The sequence below is a fragment of the Alkaliflexus imshenetskii DSM 15055 genome, from assembly GCF_000517065.1.
Classification (GTDB): Bacteria; Bacteroidota; Bacteroidia; order Bacteroidales; family Marinilabiliaceae; genus Alkaliflexus; species Alkaliflexus imshenetskii.
On sequence record NZ_KI912105.1, the window covers coordinates 916,106 to 938,509 of the forward strand.

Genomic DNA, 22,404 nt, shown 5'->3' on the forward strand with positions numbered 1-22,404 from the left:
TCGGATGGCAGAAAAACAGTGCCATCCGATGCTTTCTTTATAACGAGTTGTATCAATGTACCTTCTTCTGATTCTTCTTATATTCATCGATGACGAGCGCGGCAAGACCTAAGTCGCTGCTCGACACAATTACTTTTACTACTCCAAAGCCTCCCGAATCAATTATCATCGGGATATTGGCAGCACGGTTTTCATCGTTCAAATAAACTTCGATTCCGGCATCTTCCAGTAAACTTTTTACCATTCCGGCCTCCCATTGCGATCCGGAAAAGACCATTACCGGAGTTAACTCTCTCGTGTCTTTCATGTTTATTAAATTTTATTGCCATTTGTTAATCATCAAAATAAGTGATTAACAATGCGGATAACTGTTTAATTTTGAATATTAGACCATCATTTTGATGTTTAAATATTGCCAAATTTCATCACTTTTCCAACTTTAATAACTGTTAATTTTTAAACTGAAAAATCCATTTAGATGTTTGATATTGTCTTTTGCCCATCCTGACTCACTTGGCAGTTTTAACATCGATGATAAAATGTAACTTAATCAGATTTTAGAAACACCAAAAAGTAATGGCCCTAAACACTTCATCATATCTTCATTTTTATGAAGTAAATTTGTAGATGGCAGATGCTTTATTCCAATTGTAATTGAATGAATCAAAAAAATATGAAAGCTACCATTCTTATATCGGCGTTGATGCTTATTGCTGTATGCGGGCAGCCGGCTTTGGCTCAGGAACCGGAAAGAAAAACACCAAAGGAAGATATTGTTAATCAGGACGAACCGGAACCAGCGAACCGCAATACCCGCCCCGAATCCATCGACAAAAAAGAGGATAAACAGACCGAAACAAAACCTTCGCAACAGAAAGAGATAAAAGAGATAAAAGGTGCCCGCCCAAATGTTGAACGCGAGAGAAGCGGCGCGCGTCCGGAAATTACCCGGCCGGCAGGTGCTGGCCGTCCGGCAGGCGCAGGAAGACCTGCGGGAGCAGGCAGACCGGATGGTGCAGACCGTCCCGGCAGAAGACGCTGATATCGAGTCTAAATCAACACATTTACGCGAATGCCCCTTAAAAAAATCATCTATATCGTTTCTCTGTTGCTTGTGGTATCGTCCGGCAATGCATCAACAACCGATAGTGCCAATGTAGAAGTTGAAACCAGGAAAAAACAGAGTTTCTATGTTGGCTCCGGCTTTGGCAGCGACATGTTGTACTCGGGCTATTCATTGTCGAAGAATCAACCCTACTACTCGGCCGACATGCTATACAGCTACAACAGCAAATGGACACTCTCAGCAGCTGTAATAAATCTCAATGGAAAAACTCCGGCTATTGCATTTTACGACTTCTCGGCAGGGTACAGACACATATTCAACAATACTTTTGATGCTGGCGCATCCTTGTCAGCTTACTTCACCTCTGAAAAACTTCATGAACACTATTTTGGCAATTTTGCTTACCTTTCAGTTTCAGGAGGTGTGGACTGGTATTGGGTTTACACGCGTGCCATATACAGTACCATTCTGGATTCAAAAGGCGGGCACTATTTGCAGTTGAAAAACTCACACTACTTTGCCACAAGGGATTTTATGAATAAAAAGGCTTACGTATCATTTAATCCAACCGTGAATTTTGTGTTTGGCGATCGCTACAAACTCCACACTTACACAACAGGTGGTAATTCCGGCACACTACCGGGGAATATGCCGGTTACGCAGCCGCAAACGGAAACAACCTACAAGTCATCCTTTGGTTTGATGGATCTGGAGTTTTCGATACCTGTAGCATTAAACTATGGTGCTGCCACTTTAGAGGTTGAACCGCTCTATTTCAGGCCAATTCACAAAGACCCCGACTTTCCATCGAAAAGCAGCTTTTTGCTTTACGCCAATTTGTATTTCAGAATTTTCTGATACAACTTAATGTCTCGTGTTATGAATACGCTTATTGTTGAAGATGAAAAAAGTCTGGCCAATGAAATTGCCGAGTATCTGCAAAAAGAGAACATCATTTGTGACAAGGCATACACAGGCATATCTGCTTCGGAACAGATAGCCGTGAACCAGTATGACTTTATTCTGCTCGATTTGGGACTGCCGGATTATGACGGACTTGATTTGATAAACGAAATTCGCAAAGAGCAGGACGATGCGGCCATAATCGTTATTACAGCCCGTGGCGATGTGGATGATAAGGTTAAAGGTTTGGATATGGGAGCCGATGATTATCTCGCCAAACCCTTTGCACTCATCGAGCTCTACTCACGGATGCAGGCAGTGGCACGGCGTAAATTCAAAATCAGCACAAACGAGATTAGAATCGATGATTTTGTGATTGACCTGAGAAGTCGCAAAGTGCTTTTTAAAAATGAGGAGGCCGACATTACCCGCAAACAGTTTGACCTGCTGCAATATTTGGTTCTAAATCGCAACAAAGCACTATCACGCATCCAACTCTATGAGCATGTATGGGGAAACCTGCTCGATGACCAGTATGACAGCAATTTTATAGATGTACACATCAAAAACCTGCGCAAAAAACTATCCGGCTATGGACAGGTTGAGTGGCTTAAAACCGTGCGTGGTGTGGGATATATGGCAGAATACTAAAGGTAAGGTACCAAATGAAACTACGGCATAAACTCACACTGGCCAATCTTCTGTTTAAACTCGGTTTTGTAATCCTGTTTATGATTGCAACACCATGGCTTTCTGAGCGCATAAACCTTTACCAGACGGACAACGAACTGATTGACAAGCGCGAAACAGTAATCAGCATTATATCAGAACTTGGTGTAGAACCCTTTCTGTTGAATGAGGAGAATGATGTCTTTGGCAGTTATAACATTCTGAAAGAGGAGTTTATCAGCATTGAGCCCGTCCATTTAGATGATTTCTGGAATTTTATTGAAGTCGCAAAACGCAGCATCGACAATGAAATAATTGACTACAGAGTGCTTAACTACTCGTTTCTGGTTGATGGAGAGATGTTTCTGCTTGAAATTGGAAAAAGTCTCTCAAGCATAAAAACCACTGAAAGTAATATCCGCAGAATCACCATTGGTTTCCTCATTCTCTTTCTTCTGATTTCAGTAATTTTTGAAATGGCCTACACAGGCATGTTATTGAGACCTTTAAACACCATCATCGAAAAAATAAAAACAACAGCCAATCCGTCAAATTATAATAAAACCCCCATTACCTCATCCACTTTCGATTTTAAAGTGCTCGATGAAACACTCTCTGCTCTGATGACAAAAACTGAGGAGCTGATTGCCAGAGAGCGGGAGATTACACAAGATATTTCACATGAACTGATGACTCCGGTTTCGATACTGCGCAGCAAACTCGAAAATTTGCTCACTCACAACAACATCAGTGAAGAAACAGCCGAAAAAACACAAGAAGCACTTGATACGCTGCACCGACTCAAAACCCTCATCAGCTCACTCCTGCTCATTGCCCGAATTGAGAGCAGGCAGTATCTGAAACAGGACACCGTGGAAATTACAGAAGTGCTTGACGAGATGATTGACGAACTTTTACCCCTCGCCGAAGAAAAAAATATCCATTTCCAGAGAACTCTAGGGGCGGATCATAAAATCACAAATGCCAACCGCACCTTGTTGTTTTCCATGTTTTTCAACGTTGCAAACAATGCCATCCGCCACACCCCTCAAAATGGTTCAGTATCCGTTTTAACCACTTTTGAGAACAGAGCCTTCTGCGTTGTCATCCGCGACAATGGCGAAGGAATAAGCCCGGAACTGTTACCTCAGCTATTCATGCGTTTTAAACGAAAAAATAATGCCGATGACGATGGCAGTGGCATTGGGCTGGCCATTGCAAAATCCATTGCAGATTATCACCACATCCGGATAAAGGTGGAGTCGATGCCGGGTGAAGGCACATCATTCACTTTCATTTTTTTGCAAAACCCATGATTTTAACTATTTTTAAGGACTCGTCCTTAAACCAACCAAGTCATGAAAAGTGTTTTGCCGACCATCTTGATTTTGATTATCAGCGACTTGCATCTCAACGCCCAACAACAGGTCAACTTTAACAGACAAGGCCGGATTACTACCAATCCCAAAGAAATTCATTATCACAGAATAGTATCCCCGGTAGCAGAAAACATTTGGCTCGTAACCGAACACTATGCCGCCGGACCCCCTTAAAAGAACCGTATATACCAGCACCCACGACCAAGCTATTGAGCGCAACTCTTTCCGTGCCGAAGGAGAGGAAATCTGTTACTTGCCCAATGGCCACATCAAATCAATAAAACACTTCAAATCAGGCAAACCGCATGGCGAGAGCAACATCTACTCCTCCAATGGAAAAATATCAGAGCGCTCCGAATATATAGAAGGGTATCTGGTTTTGAAAACAGTTTTTTTTGATGATGGCGCTATTGCAGACTCCACAAACTACTACTACACAGAAAGAGGTACTGAAGAACATTTTATATCCTATTATGAAAATGGCGTAATGGCGAGGGAAGAGTATTATGTAAACGATGATTTGATAGCTGGGAACTACTTTGACACTGAAGGCACAACCTGCGAATACTTCCCATACAACGAAAAGGCCGAATACAAAGGAGGCATTGACGCAATGCATGCCTTTATTGCACGTAATCTGATTTATCCGCGTGAAGCCATCAAAAAAAAGGCTCAGAGACGCGTATATGTGAAATTTGATATAGACACCAATGGTTCTCTTGTGAATCCGGTACTTGTAAGGACGGTTGACTACGATCTGGATCAGGCAGCTCTGAACATCATTTTTCGTATGCCCAACTGGACACCCGCCAAACGTAACGGACTGCCATATAAATCGAGTATGACAATCCCGATTAACTTCAATCTACGTTAATATTCTAAAAACTTACCTTTCCAACAATTCTTTCATTCAATCTTCATCTTTCAGGTTCTACATTTGGTTACGTAAATACTGGAAAACAGTCAATATTAAATTCTCTGCCAGTATTTAAAGAAAGTAAAACCACGCTTCCTTTTTCATTAATTCTTCATTATTGATGATGCATATTTGATTCAGAAAAAGGAAACAATCGAATAGTAGAAATAGTCTCAAATGAGTGTGTCGGGACATTTCATTAAACCTTAAATAAAAAGAAAGATGAAAGCAAAAGTTATTTTGGCAGCCATGTTACTGGTAAGTGCAGGTGCCATAGCTCAGGAAGCAGAACAAAACCGCACACAAGTGCGCGAACGCGTTAAAACCAGAACTCAGGAACAAAACGAGCAGGCCGTTCAGGCCCAGGAGCAAATCCAGAACCAGCAAGCACAGGAAGCTCTGCAGCAAACACGCGAACGCAGAAGCGAAGGTGTTGAACGCGGACAATCAAAACGGGAAGAAGCCCAGCAAAACCGCACCCGGGCTGAACGTCGAGAGAATGCACGCACACGTTCCGAAGCCGTACGTCAGGATGCACAACGCGTTGAAAAACGTCAAGGCGCCAGACCTGAATCAGCAGGCCAAAACGCCAATGCCAATCGGGTAAACCAACAAGAACGGCAGAACACCAAAAGAGGAAAATAAAAAGATTATTCACTAAAGCACTATTACAATGAAAAGAACACTATATTTTCTGGCAATAGCCTTAACGCTTATTGTTTACGGAGCTTGTGAAAAGAGCGATTCAATTAGTGGTAAAGGCACGCTCAACCTATCAATTACGGATGCACCAATTGATACTGACGGCATCACGGGCGTATACATCTCCATCATCGGAATTCAGTATCACAACAACAATGACTGGGTGACAGTTGAAGATTTTGAAGGTCCAAAAACCTACAACCTTCTGGATTTAACCAGAGGCACTTCAGATTTGCTCGGAAGTTTTGAGCTGTCTGCCGGAACCTATACTCAAATTCGCTTTCTGCTTGATATGCCCACTTACGGACAAGGAAACCACTCAAACCCGGGATGTTATCTTGAGTTTGAAGATGGCAGCACGGAACCACTTTTTGTGCCATCGGGCGGACAAACCGGGTATAAAGCCGTTGGCTCATTCCATGTGCCCGTGAATGGCGAAGTGGACGTAACAGCAGATTTTGACGTGAGAAAGTCAGTTGTGAAAGCTGGCATTTCAGGAAAATACATACTAAAACCAACCATCCGCCTGGTAGTTAACAATGAGGCCGGAAAAATTAAAGGTGACATTACGGGCATCGAAGAAAACAGAACCGTGGTAGTTTACGCCTATGAAACAGGCACCTACACCGAAAGTGAAGCCGACGAGCCGGCTGAGGAAGCAACCCGTTTCCCCAATGCCGTAAGCAGCGACGTGGCAGATGAAGCAGGTCACTATCACATAGCCTACCTTGCCGAAGGCACTTATGACCTCGTGGTGGTAATTGTCGATGAAAATGAAGCTGTAACGGTGGCCGGCATCATCCAAGATGTTGAAGTTGAAAGTCGGAAAGCCACCATTCAAAACATTGATTTAAATAGCTTTGAATAGATGAAAGAGAGGCAGTTGCAGTATGGAAAATGATTTTTAAAAACACGCCATACTGCGCTGTCGTCCGAACCATCATATATCGAAAAGAAAAATTTGGGTTAGGGTAAGTGAAGAGGGGTTGCGGACAAAGGTTTGCAGCCCCTCTGTTTTTTTGAATAAAAACCATTTGTCGGCAAATTTCCTACGAAAATCATCAGAATAAACTATTTTTGCCGATGAAAAGAATAACATGATGAGTTCAAATAATAAGCCCACGCACTATTTGTTACAGTCGGTTAATACCGGCCAGCAATTTAGCGATACCGGCTGGACACTTGATGCCCCGGGAGAAAAGGTAGACACCTTGATTAGAGCCGTATACGAAGAGGTGCAACTAGATGTGAAAGATGCCTCACTGGGGGTGTTTCGCTTTGCCGACTGGCTGCCTGTTACACGCTTCCTGAAAGGCTCATCGGCACCAGCAACTTATAAGAGCAAAGGCCTTGCAGAATATCTTGGGCTTGAAAATCTATACATCACCTTCAGCGGTTATTGGCCCGAGAAAGGCGTAACCATGCGCACCTGCTCTTTTAAAGAGACTGAAGCCTATACCGTAGGCGGGCGCATCACCGAAGATACGCAAGGAACGCTTGTGGTGGCTTCGGCCGGCAATACGGCGCGTGCCTTTGCCAGAGTTTGCTCCGACAACAACATTCCGCTGTTGCTCTGTGTGCCCGAAGATAACTTGGATGCGCTCTGGTTCGATGAACCCATCAACGACAATGTGAAACTCATCTGCACACGTTCGGGCAGTGACTATTTTGATGCCATACATCTGTCCAATAAAATATCGTGTATGCCGGGTTTCTTTCCCGAAGGTGGTGCCAGAAACATCGCCCGCAGGGATGGCATGGGTACCACAGTGCTGTCGGCCGTTCATTTCATCGGTAAAATACCCGATTATTACTTTCAGGCGGTAGGAAGCGGCACCGGCGCAGTTGCTGCCTGGGAAGCCATTGACCGTTTGATTGTGGATGGACGCTTTGGCCGAAACCAAATGAAACTGATGGTTTCACAAAACGCACCCTTTCTGGCCATTTACGATGCATGGAAAGCAAATTCGAGACAGATGTTACCGCTGGATGATGATGTGGCGCGTCATCAGGTTGAAGAAATCACTGCCAAAGTACTCTCCAACCGGAAACCGGCCTATCCCATTATTGGCGGATTATTCGACTGCCTTAAAAATACGGATGGCGACGTACTTAAAGCCACCAACGCCGAAGCCGATGAAGCAGCGCGCCTTTTTGAAGAATTGGAAGGCAATGACATTCATCCGGCAGCAGCCGTGGCCACTGCCACTCTCATTAAAGAAGCCAAAGAGGGCAGAATTCCAAAGGATGCCATCGTGATGCTGAACATTACCGGAGGAGGCGAGAAACTCTTTAAGAAAGAGAATAAATACCACTATCTGCAACCCAACCATGTGTTTGATATTAGCACGAGCATGGATGAAATAAAAAAAGTAATGAAAGCACTCTTCCCGGCCATAAATCCGGTAGGGTGCAAATAACATAAACCTCATAAAAAAAAAAGAGCGAGGCCTGACACAAATTAATGTATCAGGCCTCGCTCTATTATTGTAACTACGATTCAAAAACATATCACGCTTCCTGCCTCATTAGTCTCTAAGAATAAATTGGCGGAAACCGCTTGGGGTCGGATTCACTCATAAGGGCATATACCGCTTCGTACACATCTTCGGCATTTGGTTTACTAAAATAGTCGCCATCTGTACCATAAGCCGGACGATGATCTTTTGCCGATACGGTTACCGGCGGTGCATCGAGATAATAAAACGCCTTCTGCTCTTCTAGCACTTTTTGCATCATGTAGGCAGAGGCACCTCCCGGCACATCCTCGTCAAAAAATATGACCCTGCTGGTTTTCTTCACCGACTCCACTATGGTATGCCCCACATCAAAGGGCAGCAAAGTTTGTACATCAACCAGCTCCACAGAAATACCTATTGCAGCTAACTGCTCGGCAGCTTCCATGCCAATTCTAACGCAAGAGCCGTAAGTGACCAGCGTCACATCGGTGCCTGTGCGTAGCACTTCGGGTACGCCCAGTGGAATTTTGTATTCACCGGGATTTTCAGGCTTTTGTTCGCGTATCCGGTACCCGTTGAGTGGTTCAATGACCAATGCCGGGTCGTCGCCCTGAAGCAGCGTGTTATAAAAACCGGCAGCGCGCGTCATGTCACGGGGCACACAAACATAAACACCACGAATGGAGTTGATGACCATGCTCAATGGCGAGCCTGCATGCCACGGCCCTTCGAGCCGGTGACCACGGGTGCTGATTATCAAAGGTACTTTCTGCCCCGCTTTTGTGCGGTAATGCAGCGTGGCCACATCGTCGCTCAATGTTTGAAGCGCATAAAGCAGATAATCAAAATATTGTATCTCGGCGATGGGTCTTAATCCGCGCAATGCCAATCCAATGCCCTTCCCTACGATGGTTGTTTCACGAATTCCGGTATCAAAAACCCTTAACTCGCCATACTTGGCCTGCATGCCTTCAAGAGTTTGGTTTACACCGCCAAGTTTGCCGGTATCCTCACCAAAAATCACCAAACGTGGCTCTTTGGCCAATAGGGCATCAAAGTTCTGAAGTAAAATCTCACGTCCCGGAATGGTCTCTATTTCATCCGCGTACTGCGGCTCAACGGGTTTTATTTTCATCGATGATCGCTCCGACTCATCATAAAGGTGACGGTTGTATTTCTCCTCACCCATGTGGCGATAGGCATTCACCCATGCTTTAAGTTCCAACTTTAATCCGCCTGGCATTTCGCAGTTGGCACACACATTCCGTAGAACTTTACGGGCAGCGCTAAGAATCTCTTTCCGATTAAGTACAAGCGCGTTCTTAAGTTTGACAATGGCATCATCAATCATATGCTGCCGTGCCATGTGGCAGACACAATGCTTGGAAGTTACCAGGTGTATTAATTCATCCCGCTCTTTTTTGAGCGGTTCCATGTAGTCCTCATAAGCCTCGTTACGGGCCGTTTTAACCTCATCAAGTGCGCTATTCTCAAGCACGTCGAGTTCTGCGGAAGTGGCCATGCCGGTTTCGAGAATCCATTTTCGCATCTGTACCAGGCAGTCGTACTCTTTCTCAAACTGGATGCGGTCTGCAGACTTGTAGCGCTCATGCGAGCCGGAAGTGGAGTGCCCCATTGGCTGGGTAAGCTCCTCTACGTGGAAAAGCACCGGCACATGTTCTTTGCGGCATTGGGCAATTCCCTCTTCATACATCTGACACAGCGCAGCATAATCCCAACCTTTTGCACGGTAAACCAATATGCCGGTTTCATCTTTGGCCATCTTCTCAAAACCTTTCAATGCTTTGGAGATGCTGGCCTTAATGGTTTGCACCTTAGTAGGCACCGATATGGCATACCCATCGTCCCAGACTGAAACAGCCATTGGAATCTGAAGCACACCGGCAGCGTTAAGCGTCTCAAAAAAATGCCCTTCGGAAGTGCTTCCATCACCAATGGTGCCAAAAACCACCTCGTTGCCGCCATTGCTGAACTCCTTTTTATGGTGAAGAGCCGGATTGTTACGGTATATCTTTGAGGCCAATGCCAATCCTACCATTCGCGGCATCTGGCCTGCTGTGGGGCTGATGTCGGATGCGGTATTTCCACGCGTAGTCTGACTGTTCCAATTGCCATTCTCATCAATGATGCGCGTGGCAAAATGGTTATTAAACGAACGCCCCCCATTGTCCGGATTCAACTCAGTGCGTGTTTCTCCGTATAGCAAGGCGAAAAAGTTTCTGGGAGTTGTCATGCCCGTGGCGAGCATGAACGTTTGGTCACGATAATAACCCGAGCGCCAGTCGCCCTTTTGAAATTGCTTTGCTTTGGCAATCTGAGCCACCTCTTTACCATCACCAAAAATACCAAATTTGGCTTTCCCTGTAAGTACTTCCTTACGGGCAACAAGGCTCATCTGCCTGCTGACATGAGCGAGTTTATAATCGTTGAGTACTTCTTTCTTAAAATCTTCGAAACTTAGACCGGTATCTGACATAAGCGCCATTTCCATTTGAATTTCTCTCTTTAGCATACAAATTAATAAAAATTTAATGGATATGCCCGAAGCCTTAACGAAATATCCCGCAGATAAAAGAGGACAAAGCCGCCAACTATGCCCTTTCTTAATACAGGATAATTCAAAACTCCGTAACAAAGAGCCACATCCAACTTTTCTGCCAGTCTGTCTCCGGAAAAGAATTTGCAGCCATCAGTCAAACAGATAAACCCGATTAATGTTTGAATATTATCGGGTATTATTAAGCTCTGCTTGGAATATGGATGCTACTTACAAAATGTGAAACTTTAAAACTTTATTGAAACCAACATATTAAAACGGAAAGTATACTTTTAAAGTGGTTGACAAAAATAATCCAGATTATAAAATCTCATTAATTTAAAGCACCATTCTATAGAAAGCCGACTCTATTTCTGACAAAGCAACACTCTCCTTCTCTGATGGGCTGCTTTTGATTGATGGCGTGATGACACCGCCCAGGCCGATAAACCGTTTGCGGGCAAAAGCACCACGAAAAGCATACTCCAAATAGGCCGGAAAACCGTTATACACTTCAGAAAACCGTGTTACAGCTTCAGGTGAGGTAAACACCACCCCATGGAAATCGGGTAAGTTATGTACCAATAGATTTTTCAATGGCTCAATGCGATAAACAGGCAGGTTAACAACGGCGTAACCTGCATCCTTCAGCAATATACCAAACAGCGAAGTAAACTCATCGGAGCCCGGCAGCAACAACTGCTTGTCGCTCTTCACTGAATTTCTATAAAAATCCAGCACCTGAGTCTCATTGCCGTCAGCGGCAATAGGTTTCACTAGCAATCCTGCCCTTTTTAGAGCACGGGCAGTTTTATCATCTACAGCATCAATTTCGAGATGATAGATGCTTCGCACATCCAATCCGGCATTCAATAATGCTGCGAAGAAATATTCGACCGACTGAGGATTGGTAAAGAGAATACGATCAGCCTTCCGGGTTTTGTTAAGCACAGGCAAAAGCTCCGGATTTGCTGACTTAAAACGAAAAAATGGCGCATGAACAGAAAGCCCACTCTCTTGAAAATCTGAAATATTGTTGTCGGTGTAGAGCCACTTTTTGGGTTTGTCATCGGGATTGGCAGAGGCAGTCCATCCAACTAAAATAATTACCGGTGACAGCAGACAGTCGTCCGCCGCAGAAAGCGACCGGAGTGTGTACCGGCGAATGTCACGATGGCTGTAAGAAGCATTTTGCACCACGGCCACAGGGGTTTGGGGGCTCCATCCAAGTTCAATAAGTTTTTGAGCCAACTGAGGCTGCTGCGCAGCACCCATAAAAAACACCAGGGTATCTGCCTTTGGTATCACTATTTTCTCCAGGTCGTGCCCCGAAAGAAAAGCCACGGAAGATGAGACGCCCCTTGCTGTAAGTGGCACCAGAGAATCGGCCGCAGCCGCCATTGCGCTTGAAATGCCGGGAACAATTTCTGCTTCTACCAGGCGAGCTTTTAAATAGTGATACTCTTCTATGCCACGACCAAATATCAGAGGGTCGCCACCTTTGATGCGAGCCACTTTTTTGCCCGAAACAGCTGCACGCCACAACTGCTCGTTGATAAGCTCCTGCCTGAAAGCATGACGTGAGCTGCGCTTACCTACATAAATCTTCTCAGCGGTAAACTCATCCAAAAGAGTAGCATCCAAAAGGTCATCGTAAAATATCACATCGGCATTTTGTAGCGCTTTTAAGGCTTTAACAGTAATAAGTTCGGCATTGCCCGGGCCAAAACCCGCTACCGATACACTGCCCCAGTTTTGTCTCACATCTTCCAATGCAAATACCTCAAAAGGAAGTTTACTATCAATGCGTGCCACCATAGCCACAAAGCCATTTAAAGGATGCTCCGGCTCACGATGTGACAAAAAGAAGCCTCTCTCCGACGCCGTAATCTCTTCGCGTTCGGGCTGCAACAAGGCAATCACCTGCAAACCTTCGGGTAGTGGATATGGCAACCTATACGCTGCATAAACAGCTACGTCGGCTTCGCCAATAACCACTGACCGGTTTAGTTGGGCTACTTCATACACTTCTGACTCCAGTCGTAAGCTTGGCGTGCCATTATTAAACGCATCCACATCCTGAAAATCTATGTCTGAGAAACGACTCAATACTAAGTTCCGTGATGCATTCACACTTTCAGATGAAGCAGTTGCAATGCGTATAGTGTTTATATTTTGTGACATAAGGTGCATTTTAAACAATTATAGACTCAACCTTTATTTAATGATACCATCGCTTACGAGAGATTGAATTTGATTGCGCCACCGCACAGCAGCGTGCACATCTTTCCCGTTTGAACTTACGGCTACAGTCATATTCTCTACTTTAAGTATTGCGGGCGAAAGAAAATCACAATCGCGTGATTTATCCACCACATTGACAAGGCATCGGAGTTTTCGCCCTTCGGAGCGTATGCGGTTATTAAGTTCCCTGTCGCCAGTGGCAGCATATACCAGCAAGTGCCCCTCAAGATCGGTTGATTCAAACCCCCTCTCCTCTATTTCAACCCATTGTCTGCTTTTGATGCCCTCATGAATTTGCGGTGCCACAACTTTTATGTTATGGGTGAACCGCTCCAACCCCTCAATTTTGTGCAAGGCCACATTTCCCCCGCCCACGATGAGGATTTGTTCATTCTCGATATTGATGCCGACAGGTAGAAAATTCATGACAATTGGTTTTAACAGATGTAAGATGATGAGAGGATAGATATTTAGATGTGAGATGGTTAGATGTGATATATTAAGATGTAAGATGAGCAGAAAAGAGAGGTAACAAAATGACGATAAAACGCACCAAATAGCAGCTCTTTCTTTCCCTCAAAATCTATAACTAAACAAAAACCGTATTCCCATTTACAACCTTAAATCTCATACTCGGGGCCAGCAGTTTTTTTGCCATACTTTATTTTGTCCCACAGGCGCTCGTGCCAATAGTAAATAAACACTTTTGAAACGGCCTCGATGCCTCCTATTGAAAGCGCAATCATAAATCTGCCGGTAAGCGCATAAGCCACAAGAAAGGTGAAGCAGGTGCCAGTGACGCGATAAGATATGGCTTTGGCGATGCTTCTGTATCTGTTTTCGTTTATCATGGTCAAGGTAATCAGTTTGCGGATGTGGCTTAAAACCAATATTGAAGCCACATCCCGATTATCATTTTAAATCACACTCACTTGTTGTCCGGCATTCACAATGCCTTTGCGAACCACAAAATCGCCAAAGCGTTCGCCTGGTTTACGCTCCTCGGCGTATTGAGGTATTAATAGAGACAACTCCTTCAGGATGCCGTCCTCATCGAGCATCTCCCGATAAAGCGTATTGAGTCTGTCGCCCGAAAACCCAGCTCCCAGATATAGGTTGTATTTTCCCAATGAACGCCCTATAAGACCTATCTCGCCCAAGAATGGACGTCCGCAACCGTTGGGGCAACCCGTCATACGAATCAGTATCTCCTCCTGCTCCAAATCACTCTCTTTCAGGATGGCTTCAATTTTTGTGTTGAGCGATGGCAAATACCTTTCGGCTTCGGCAAAAGCGAGTGTACAGGTATTAAGTGCCACACAGGCAATGGCGTTGCGTCGTAAGCCGGAGATGGCATCGATGGGAAAAACGTTGTACTTCTCCAGAATTTTCTCTACCCTCTCCTTATCCACCTCATCCACTCGTCCCAACACCAAACCCTGGTTACCGGTTAACCTGAAATCACAAACCTTGATACGGGCCAAATCGCGTAGAGCAGATTTAAGTTTGTAATTACCCGCATCTCTAACTCGTCCGTGTTCCACAAACAATCCGAGATACCACTTTTTGGATGCAGCTTGAGTCCAGCCAAACACATCACCATTTTGTTTAAATTCGTAAGGTCTGGCAGGTTCAAACTTGATACCACCTCTCTCCTCCACCAACTCTTTGAACACATCTGTACCCAGGCGATCCAAAGTATATTTGAGGCGTGATAATTTACGGTTCTCGCGGTTACCATAGTCACGTTGCACCTTCACTATCTCCTCTACAATGGCAAGCGCGTTGGCTTTGTCCACGTATCCAATCACGTCGGCAAGACGCGGGTAGGTATCGTCCATACCGAAGGTCATACCCATTCCTCCCCCAATTGCCACATTGTATCCAAGAAGTTTGTTACCATCGCCAATGGCAATCAGACCAATATCGTTGGCAAACACATCCGTATCGTTATATGGAGGCACAGCAAGCGCAATTTTAAATTTCCGGGGCAGGTAAGTTTTACCATAAATGGGCTCTTCATCCTGAGCACCACCTGTTAGCAGTTGCTGGTTCAGCCATATTTCATGATAAGCAGAGGTTTTCGGCAAAAGGTGGTCACTGATGGTTTTGGCAAAAGCCGCCACCTCTGGAACCAAGGGTGACAACCCCTCATTAGAGGTAGCCATCACATTGCGGTTCACATCACCACAAGCAGCAATTGAATCCAGCAATGTGGAGTTTATACCCTGCATGGTTTTCTTCAAGTTTCGCTTCAACACGCCGTGCCATTGAAAAGCCTGACGTGTAGTAAGTTTCAGTGTGCCGTTGGCATATTGATCGGCCAGACGGTCAAAAACCAGCCACTGGTCGGCCGTGGCAATACCGGCAGGTACTCTGGCTCTGATCATAAAACTATAGAGCGGCTCAAGCTTTTGTTTTTTACGTTCCGCATCTAAATCCCTGTCGGTTTGCTGATAGCTGCCATGGAACTTAATAAGTTGTGTGTCATCATTTGAGATGGCACCGGTTGTCTCATCGGCCAAACCATCCAAAATGGTGCCCCTTAAATAGTTGCTGTTGGTTTTTATATGTTCCACCGGTGATGGTTTCCATTCGGTGGGTTTTGGTAGATTGCTCATGGTGTCGTCAATTGTTGTTTCTGATAATAGATGGTTAATTCACTCTTGGCAACGATTTAGTAAACATCCTCCTGGTATCGACCTTCCTTTCTGAGTTTCAGAAGAAATGCCTCACTCTGTTCACGGCTCATATTTCCTTCTATCTGAAGGATGTCGAGAAATGCATTCTTAACGTCAAGTGCCATTCTTTTCATGTCACCACACACATAGAAATGAGCACCTTCGGCAATCCAGCGATAAAGCTCTTTTCCGTTGCGCTTCATACGGTGCTGTACATAACGCTTCTCTTCCTGATCGCGCGAAAACGCCACATCCAATCTGGTTAGCAAGCCGTTTTTCTTATACTTTAGCCACTCTGACTGATAGAGGAAATCCGTTGTAAAATGTCTGTCGCCAAAAATGAGCCAATTTTTACCATTTGAGCCTAACGCTGCACGGTGCTGCATAAAACTCCGGAAGGGCGCCACGCCTGTGCCAGCACCAACCATTATTACGGGAGTATCGCCATTGGCCGGTAACCGGAACTGATTGTTAGGACGTATTCGAACTTTTAAGGAGTCACTGTCCTTAAGCCTATCGGCAATAAAAGTGGAGCAGACACCTCCTCTGTTGCGGTTATCCTTTTCGTATCTCACGGCACCCACTGTAATGTGTACTTCGCTGCCTACTTCCGATGGACTTGAGGCAATGGAGTAAGCTCTTGGAGGCAACGAACGCAAAACAGAAAGCAACTGCTCAGCAGTAAGTGCAACCGGATATTTGGTGAATAAATCAAGGGCATCCGTACCTTCCAGAAACGTTTCGAGTTTATCGGCATCGTCAAGCAGTTTGTTCAATGATGTATCGGGCAAAAGGGCTGCATACTTTTTCACCACCTGCGAGGTAACAATGGTTAACTCGTAATAGTTTGTCAATGCCTCTTCGAGCGTAATGCTTTGACCATCCACGTTAACCTTCTCACTGCCATCCAGAGATAACTGCTTTAAAACAGACTGAACCAATTCGGGATTATTGTTGGCAAATACTTCGAGGGCATCACCAGGCTGATAAACCAAGCCTGTTTTATCAGTAGATATTTCAAGATGCCAGGTCTCCTTGTCAGAGCCACGTCCATTTAATTGCAGTTTGGTAAGTAAGGGTGCTTCAACGGGCAAATCCGATGCAACCACCTCCTGGCTCTGCCGTGGTTTTGATGGTGCCGCCTGTCCGTTTAAGCCTTCACTTTTCGCAAACAACTCAACAACTGACGGAATTAAGGCGCCGAGTTCGCTATTGAAATCGGTATCCAGCATGGCCACTTCGCGCAGCGGCTTTCCACCTTGTCGGGATATGAAGTTGTGAAAATCGATCCCAGTTTGGCAGAACTTCTTATAAGAGCTGTCGCCCAGCGCAATTACGGCAAAAGGCAGATCGTTAAGTTGGGGAGCCTTTTTGCCTGCCATCAAATCATATAACTCCTGGGCGGCCAGAGGCGGTTCTCCTTCGCCGTGGGTTGAAACCACCACAAGCAACTGCTCCTCATCCTTTAAGAACCGGGCATTGTAATCCTCCATACTAACAACACGGCTTTCAACACCCTGTCTTTGAGCCTCCTGATTGGCCAGCACGGCTACTTTTTGCGAATTACCCGAATGTGAACCGTATAGTATGGCGAGAGATCGCTTCTTGCTTGAAACAACCGCTGACTCAGCCTCCTGAGCCACAGCTTTGGGCTCAATGATAGGATCAGCCACCACGCTGCCAGCAGATGGCGCAAAGTCGATGGCTGCCGAGATGTATCCGCCAAGCCACAACAACTGCTCCCTGTTAAGGTTTGATAACACCTGCTGCAATTGGCTTCTCAACTCGGGCTTAAACAATTGATTATCGGACATGATAAATTTTGGGTTTATAATTGTAATGGGACAGCCGCCTCCGGAAGCCTGTTTCCGGTTTGCAGCTGTTTGGGATGCTCACTATTCTATTTCAAAGGAACTGAGGTATCGCTCACCGGTATCGGGCAAAACCACTACTACACGTTTTCCTTTGTTTTCTGGTCGGTTAGCCACATCCACTGCCGCCTTAAGTGCAGCGCCCGATGAGTATCCGCAAAGAATACCTTCCTGTGTGGCTGCCAGATGCGAAGTATGTATGGCATCGTCGTTACTCACTTTCACCACCTCATCGTAGATTGAAGTGTTGAGCACATCGGGGATAAAGCCGGCTCCAATACCTTGTATTTTATGAGGGCCGGGTTGACCACCTGATAGCACCGGACTGGCTTCTGGCTCAACAGCAATAACTTTAACTTTTGGGTTGCGCGCTTTAAGCACCTCGCCAACACCGGTAATGGTTCCGCCGGTACCTATTCCGGAAACAAATATGTCGACCAGACCATCGGTATCGGCCCAAATCTCTTCAGCTGTGGTTTTACGATGTACAGCAGGGTTTGCAGCATTTTTAAACTGATGAGGAATAAACGAGTTGGGATTCTCAGTGGCAATCTCCGTGGCCTTTGCAATGGCACCCTTCATACCGTTTGCTGCAGGCGTAAGCACAAGCTCAGCACCAAACTTTTTGAGCAACTTGCGACGCTCAATGCTCATGCTTTCAGGCATGGTCAGAATAAGTTTATAGCCTTTTACTGCGGCCACAAAAGCCAGTCCAACACCAGTATTTCCACTTGTTGGTTCAACAATAACAGAGTCTTTATTGATAAGACCTTTTTGTTCAGCATCTTCGATCATTGCCAGTGCAATACGATCCTTTACCGAACCGGCAGGGTTAAAAAACTCCAGTTTGGCATACAACTCAGCGGCACCTTCGTTAACCAATTTGTTGATACGTACCAAAGGGGTACGGCCAATCAGCTCAATGATATTGTTTGCAATTTTTCCCATTTTATCCTGTTTTAGATGTAATACATTATTTTATCGGCACTCTCATAATATCTCTTTTGAATATCAAACAAAGTCATACCATTCATTATTTGCCAGAAACCGTCAAGCGCATCCGTAAGAACCTCATCAACCACCTGGCGGGTTAATTCCCTACTTTCTTCGTAGATTTTAGACTCCTTTTTCTCAAGTATTGCTACCACCTCTCCCAACGAAATCTCACGTGGATTACGTGTAAGTCGGTATCCTCCACCAGCACCGCGTTTCACATCCAGCACGCCGCCCTTCTTTAAATCCACTGCAATACCTTCCAGGAATTTATGCGGTATATCACACGACAGGGCCGCTCTTTGTATGTCGGTATAATCTTCATTGTCCACATCAAGAAACAATAGAAACTGAAGACCGTATTTAACTCTGTTTGAAAAGCGCATCATTTTTATATGATTTTATATTGCAAATATAATGGCTGATATAATACAAAATCAAGAAAAAGGACTAATATTTCATATCTTTTATATATGATTTAGATTCATAAAGCACCCAAAAGAAGGCAATTAACTGACTGTCATGACCTTAAAATCACAGGATTTGCCTGTATATTTTTCATATTAATAATATATGATTTAGCGTTTTGGGCATCACCTGCAAAAAAAATCTCAAACAGCAGAAGCCACCAGGCAACTTTTAACGATATCATAACGGTGATTCGTTCAAAAAGACTTACTTTTAATTCTCGAACCTGCCATCATTGAATACCCAAAGCGAATATTAAGTTTCACACCTATAAAATCATCATTCCATGTACAAAATCACATTTAGTATTTTACTTTTTGTAGCATTTTTAGTTCAAGGGTACTCTCAAACAGCGGACTCTCTGGCCACTTTTACGAATACCGCAAGACATGAAATCGTGGAGTTGGGAACGCCCAAGTTCAAAAAAGCACCTAAGAACATCATACTTTTTATTGCGGATGGTATGGGCACAGCTCATCTCTTCGGAGCCATCACAGCCAACGGAGGCTCACTGAACATCAACCACATGAAGCACATAGGCTTCACCACCACCCAAAGTGCGAACAATTTTGTGACCGATTCAGGAGCCGGAGGTACAGCCATTGCCACCGGACAAAAGGTAAACAATGGAGCCATCTCGGTTAACCCAGCCAATGAACCGATTCAAACAATCCTGCAGATTAGCAGCAAAAATGGGAAAGCGACAGGATTAGTTGCCACTTCAGGCATAACGCACGCCACACCTGCATCTTTCATAGCGCATCAGCCATCCAGAAATATGTATGAAGAAATTGCGGCAGATTTCCTTAAAACCGATATCGACATTTTTATTGGTGGAGGTTTGGAGCATTTTAAAAATCGCAAGGATGGACGCGACCTAACAGCTGAACTTAAAAAGAAAGGCTATAAAATATACACTGATTGGCAGTCGGCATCAGGTGACAACAAAGCCCCAATGGCTATTTTCACTGCCGATGGACACAATCCGCAATTCGACACCCGTGGCGAGATGCTCACAGAGGCCACCCAAAAAGCCATTGAGGTATTAAGTGCCAACAAAAACGGCTTTTTTGTAATGATTGAGGGCTCTCAGATAGACTGGGGCGGTCATGCCAACAGCACGCCCTACATTGTTGGAGAAATGCTTGATACAGACCGTGCCGTGGGAGCAGCGCTGAAATTTGCAGCTCAAAATCGCGAAACCTTGGTAATTGTAGCATCGGATCACGAAACTGGAGGTATGACCATTAACGATGGATGCTTTGATTCACTAACAGTAACAGCCCGCTATACTACCACCGACCATTCGGCCGTGATGGTGCCTGTGTTTGCTTATGGCCCCGGAGCTGAAGAGTTTATGGGTATTTTTGACAACACTGACCTGTTCAATAAAATGATGAAGCTGTTCGGATTTACCAAGTAAACAGTCATCGCCATAACCAAAAGGCCGATTCTCAAAAATGCAGAGAATCGGCCTTTTTATTATAAATCAATCCGGACTAAAATGTTTTTTTAAGCGAATCCATGTTTTTGCCCACCGGACAACTTAAAGCACCATTATTCATTGAACTGCCACTTACCTTAAAATATCCTATCAAACTCTTAAGACTTTCAGCCTGAGACGACAACTCTTCGGCACTCGAAGCCATCTCCTCACTGGCTGCAGCATTTTGCTGAATTACATGACTCAACTCCTGAATGGCATTGTTAACCTGATTGGCACCTACTGATTGCTCGTCGGAGGCAACTGATATCTCCTGCACCAGATGGCTGGTCTTTTCAATCTGAGGGATAATCTCCATCATCTGTATGCCTGCACTCTCTGTAAGTTCAAGATTGTCACGTGTTAATTTCACAATCTCATCAGCAGCTATTTTACTGCGCTCAGCCAATTTGCGCACTTCGGCTGCCACAACTGAAAATCCACGACCATGCTCACCTGCCCGCGCAGCTTCCACAGCTGCATTCAATGCCAGTATGTTGGTCTGAAACGCAATGTCGTTGATAACCAAAATCTTCTCAGATATAATACGACTGGCCTCCATCGCATCTTGTGCTTTATGAGCCACATTATTGATTCCCTCACTCGCAAGATTTGAGATGCGCCCTGTCTCTTTTGAGTTAAGTGAATTCTGGTCTATATTTGAGGATATCTCCTCTATCGTGGATGAAATCTCCTCAGTGGATGAAGCCTGCTCAGAAGCGCCCTGCGACAATTGAATGCTTGTACTTGTCAACTGATTACTTGCATCTGAAATATAATTGGCTCCATCAACTATCTGATGAATAATCTCAGTGAGTTTTGTGCGCATCGCTAAAAAAGACTTATACAACACACCTATTTCGTCGTTGGTTGAATTAACTTCAAAGTCAGACTCCAAATCCCCTGCTGCCATGGCGTTGGCCATTGCTACCATCCCGTCGAGAGGACGAATGATTAACCGGGTGTATCGTACCACAAGCCAAACGCCAAGTACAATTAACAAGAGTCCTACCAGAAGCTGACCAAACATCAAACGATTGGCATCTTGCATAATTACGCTTACAGGGAGTGAAAAACGTGCCTGCCAATACTTCCCACTATCACCAATCCGGATAGGTATCCTTAACTCAACTCTATCATTTTGCATTAGGACCTCGGTTGTACCCTTTGAAATGGATTCTAAATCTGAATCGTACGTATTTGGATTAAGTTCGGATATCGACTTGTTTATCAATTCAGGATACAAACGATTGGCAGCAATCATTCCTGATGATGAAAAGACCTCAACCTGCAATTTCCCATCATAATAATCACCAGCTGATATAACTTCCTGCATATAGCCAATTGGAAGATCTACACCAACAACACCCAAAAATTGTCCATTTTGTATGATGGGCGCATTACATGATATCATTAGCACATCTTCGCCTTGCACAGGATAAACTACTGGCTCAGTCATATATACTCTCATGGTTTCTTTGGCACCCCAATACCATCTGCCTGTGGACGATGACTCGTAATCAAACAATGCGGAAACATCATAGCCTCCATCATCCATTGGTGTAATAAATGGCAAAAAACGTCCGGTGTGATCATGTCCCGGCGCATTCACATACTCTTTATCCCGGCCATCAAAAGCATTGGGCTCATAAGCAATAGTAAAACCTAAAAAAACATCATTTGACCTTAACATTCTTGCCCCCATCTCCTGAGCTGCAGAACGACTTAATGTTCCGAACTCCGAATTGGGTCCATACACTGAGAAGGCCTCAGCACTCAACTGTGCAATAAAAACAGCATCATCAAGCAACTGGCTAATCTGCCCAGTGATATCTCTGGCGATGGCCGCCGCTTCACTCTGCGTGGCAGCCATTGCCCTGTAACGTCCTTGTACAGTGCCTACAACAATCAGAATGACTGCCACAGTGGTCATCCCAATACCTATAATTAAACCCAACTTCCGTTTTAAAGAGACAAAAGTCTCTTTCTTATGCTTCCTCATCATCACTATAG

The 22,404-nt window shown here is 44.8% G+C and carries 19 protein-coding genes; 9 read left to right on the top strand and 10 right to left on the bottom strand.

Annotated features, from left to right (window positions below; all coding sequences use genetic code 11):
• Positions 1-52 precede the first annotated feature (52 nt).
• The gene (locus tag ALKIM_RS0103830) at positions 53-307 is read right to left on the bottom strand and encodes a putative signal transducing protein (RefSeq protein ID WP_026473493.1); all 255 of its coding nucleotides are present in this window, start codon (positions 305-307) and stop codon (positions 53-55) included.
• 351 nt (positions 308-658) lie between these two features.
• Between ALKIM_RS0103830 and ALKIM_RS0103835 the strand changes: the two genes are divergently transcribed.
• From ALKIM_RS0103835 to ALKIM_RS0103880, 8 genes are all read left to right on the top strand, one after another.
• The gene (locus ALKIM_RS0103835; RefSeq protein WP_026473494.1) at positions 659-1,042 is read left to right on the top strand and encodes a hypothetical protein; all 384 of its coding nucleotides are present in this window, start codon (positions 659-661) and stop codon (positions 1,040-1,042) included.
• A 30-nt stretch (positions 1,043-1,072) separates the two neighbouring features.
• Positions 1,073-1,924 carry a hypothetical protein gene (locus tag ALKIM_RS0103840; RefSeq protein ID WP_026473495.1) on the top strand — a complete coding sequence of 284 codons (852 nt, stop codon included), beginning with the start codon at positions 1,073-1,075 and terminating at the stop codon, positions 1,922-1,924.
• A 21-nt stretch (positions 1,925-1,945) separates the two neighbouring features.
• Positions 1,946-2,620 carry a response regulator transcription factor gene (locus ALKIM_RS0103845; protein ID WP_026473496.1) on the top strand — a complete coding sequence of 225 codons (675 nt, stop codon included), beginning with the start codon at positions 1,946-1,948 and terminating at the stop codon, positions 2,618-2,620.
• Between the two features lie 14 nt (positions 2,621-2,634).
• Positions 2,635-3,954 carry a sensor histidine kinase gene (locus ALKIM_RS0103850; RefSeq protein ID WP_026473497.1) on the top strand — a complete coding sequence of 440 codons (1,320 nt, stop codon included), beginning with the start codon at positions 2,635-2,637 and terminating at the stop codon, positions 3,952-3,954.
• A 217-nt stretch (positions 3,955-4,171) separates the two neighbouring features.
• Entirely contained in the window at positions 4,172-4,891 is a 720-nt protein-coding gene (locus ALKIM_RS19115; RefSeq protein ID WP_052345334.1) for an energy transducer TonB, read from the top strand.
• Between the two features lie 264 nt (positions 4,892-5,155).
• Positions 5,156-5,578 (top strand): hypothetical protein, encoded by a 423-nt coding sequence (locus ALKIM_RS0103865; RefSeq protein ID WP_026473498.1) that lies wholly within the window; start codon positions 5,156-5,158, stop codon positions 5,576-5,578.
• 28 nt (positions 5,579-5,606) lie between these two features.
• Positions 5,607-6,503, top strand: coding sequence for a DUF4382 domain-containing protein (locus ALKIM_RS0103870; protein WP_026473499.1), 897 nt, complete (start codon positions 5,607-5,609; stop codon positions 6,501-6,503).
• 229 nt (positions 6,504-6,732) lie between these two features.
• A complete protein-coding gene (locus tag ALKIM_RS0103880) occupies positions 6,733-8,055 on the top strand; it encodes a cysteate synthase (RefSeq protein WP_235714368.1) in 1,323 nt (440 codons plus the stop codon).
• Positions 8,056-8,170: 115 nt separating this feature from the next.
• Here ALKIM_RS0103880 and ALKIM_RS0103885 read toward each other — a convergent pair whose 3' ends face one another.
• From ALKIM_RS0103885 to ALKIM_RS0103920, 8 genes are all read right to left on the bottom strand, one after another.
• Complete coding sequence (locus ALKIM_RS0103885) at positions 8,171-10,627, bottom strand: alpha-ketoacid dehydrogenase subunit alpha/beta (RefSeq protein ID WP_026473501.1); 2,457 nt, start codon at positions 10,625-10,627, stop codon at positions 8,171-8,173.
• A 363-nt stretch (positions 10,628-10,990) separates the two neighbouring features.
• The gene (cobA, locus tag ALKIM_RS19120) at positions 10,991-12,835 is read right to left on the bottom strand and encodes a uroporphyrinogen-III C-methyltransferase (RefSeq protein WP_052345337.1); all 1,845 of its coding nucleotides are present in this window, start codon (positions 12,833-12,835) and stop codon (positions 10,991-10,993) included.
• A 33-nt stretch (positions 12,836-12,868) separates the two neighbouring features.
• The gene (locus ALKIM_RS0103895; protein ID WP_026473502.1) at positions 12,869-13,321 is read right to left on the bottom strand and encodes a precorrin-2 dehydrogenase/sirohydrochlorin ferrochelatase family protein; all 453 of its coding nucleotides are present in this window, start codon (positions 13,319-13,321) and stop codon (positions 12,869-12,871) included.
• Positions 13,322-13,515: 194 nt separating this feature from the next.
• A complete protein-coding gene (locus tag ALKIM_RS0103900; protein ID WP_218916660.1) occupies positions 13,516-13,797 on the bottom strand; it encodes a DUF2061 domain-containing protein in 282 nt (93 codons plus the stop codon).
• 15 nt (positions 13,798-13,812) lie between these two features.
• A complete protein-coding gene (cysI, locus tag ALKIM_RS17545) occupies positions 13,813-15,516 on the bottom strand; it encodes an assimilatory sulfite reductase (NADPH) hemoprotein subunit (RefSeq protein ID WP_044117728.1) in 1,704 nt (567 codons plus the stop codon).
• Between the two features lie 56 nt (positions 15,517-15,572).
• Positions 15,573-17,390: an assimilatory sulfite reductase (NADPH) flavoprotein subunit gene (locus ALKIM_RS0103910; protein ID WP_044117729.1), complete on the bottom strand. Its 1,818-nt coding sequence runs from the start codon at positions 17,388-17,390 to the stop codon at positions 15,573-15,575.
• Positions 17,391-17,471: 81 nt separating this feature from the next.
• Positions 17,472-18,395 (bottom strand): cysteine synthase A, encoded by a 924-nt coding sequence (gene cysK, locus ALKIM_RS0103915; protein WP_026473505.1) that lies wholly within the window; start codon positions 18,393-18,395, stop codon positions 17,472-17,474.
• An 11-nt stretch (positions 18,396-18,406) separates the two neighbouring features.
• Positions 18,407-18,829 (bottom strand): RrF2 family transcriptional regulator, encoded by a 423-nt coding sequence (locus ALKIM_RS0103920; protein ID WP_052345341.1) that lies wholly within the window; start codon positions 18,827-18,829, stop codon positions 18,407-18,409.
• Positions 18,830-19,194: 365 nt separating this feature from the next.
• Here ALKIM_RS0103920 and ALKIM_RS0103930 point away from each other — a divergent pair, with 365 nt between their 5' ends.
• Positions 19,195-20,331: an alkaline phosphatase gene (locus ALKIM_RS0103930; RefSeq protein ID WP_026473507.1), complete on the top strand. Its 1,137-nt coding sequence runs from the start codon at positions 19,195-19,197 to the stop codon at positions 20,329-20,331.
• Positions 20,332-20,407: 76 nt separating this feature from the next.
• On the opposite strand, the gene ALKIM_RS0103935 is transcribed toward ALKIM_RS0103930, so the two are convergent.
• The gene (locus tag ALKIM_RS0103935; RefSeq protein WP_026473508.1) at positions 20,408-22,396 is read right to left on the bottom strand and encodes a methyl-accepting chemotaxis protein; all 1,989 of its coding nucleotides are present in this window, start codon (positions 22,394-22,396) and stop codon (positions 20,408-20,410) included.
• Positions 22,397-22,404 lie beyond the last annotated feature (8 nt).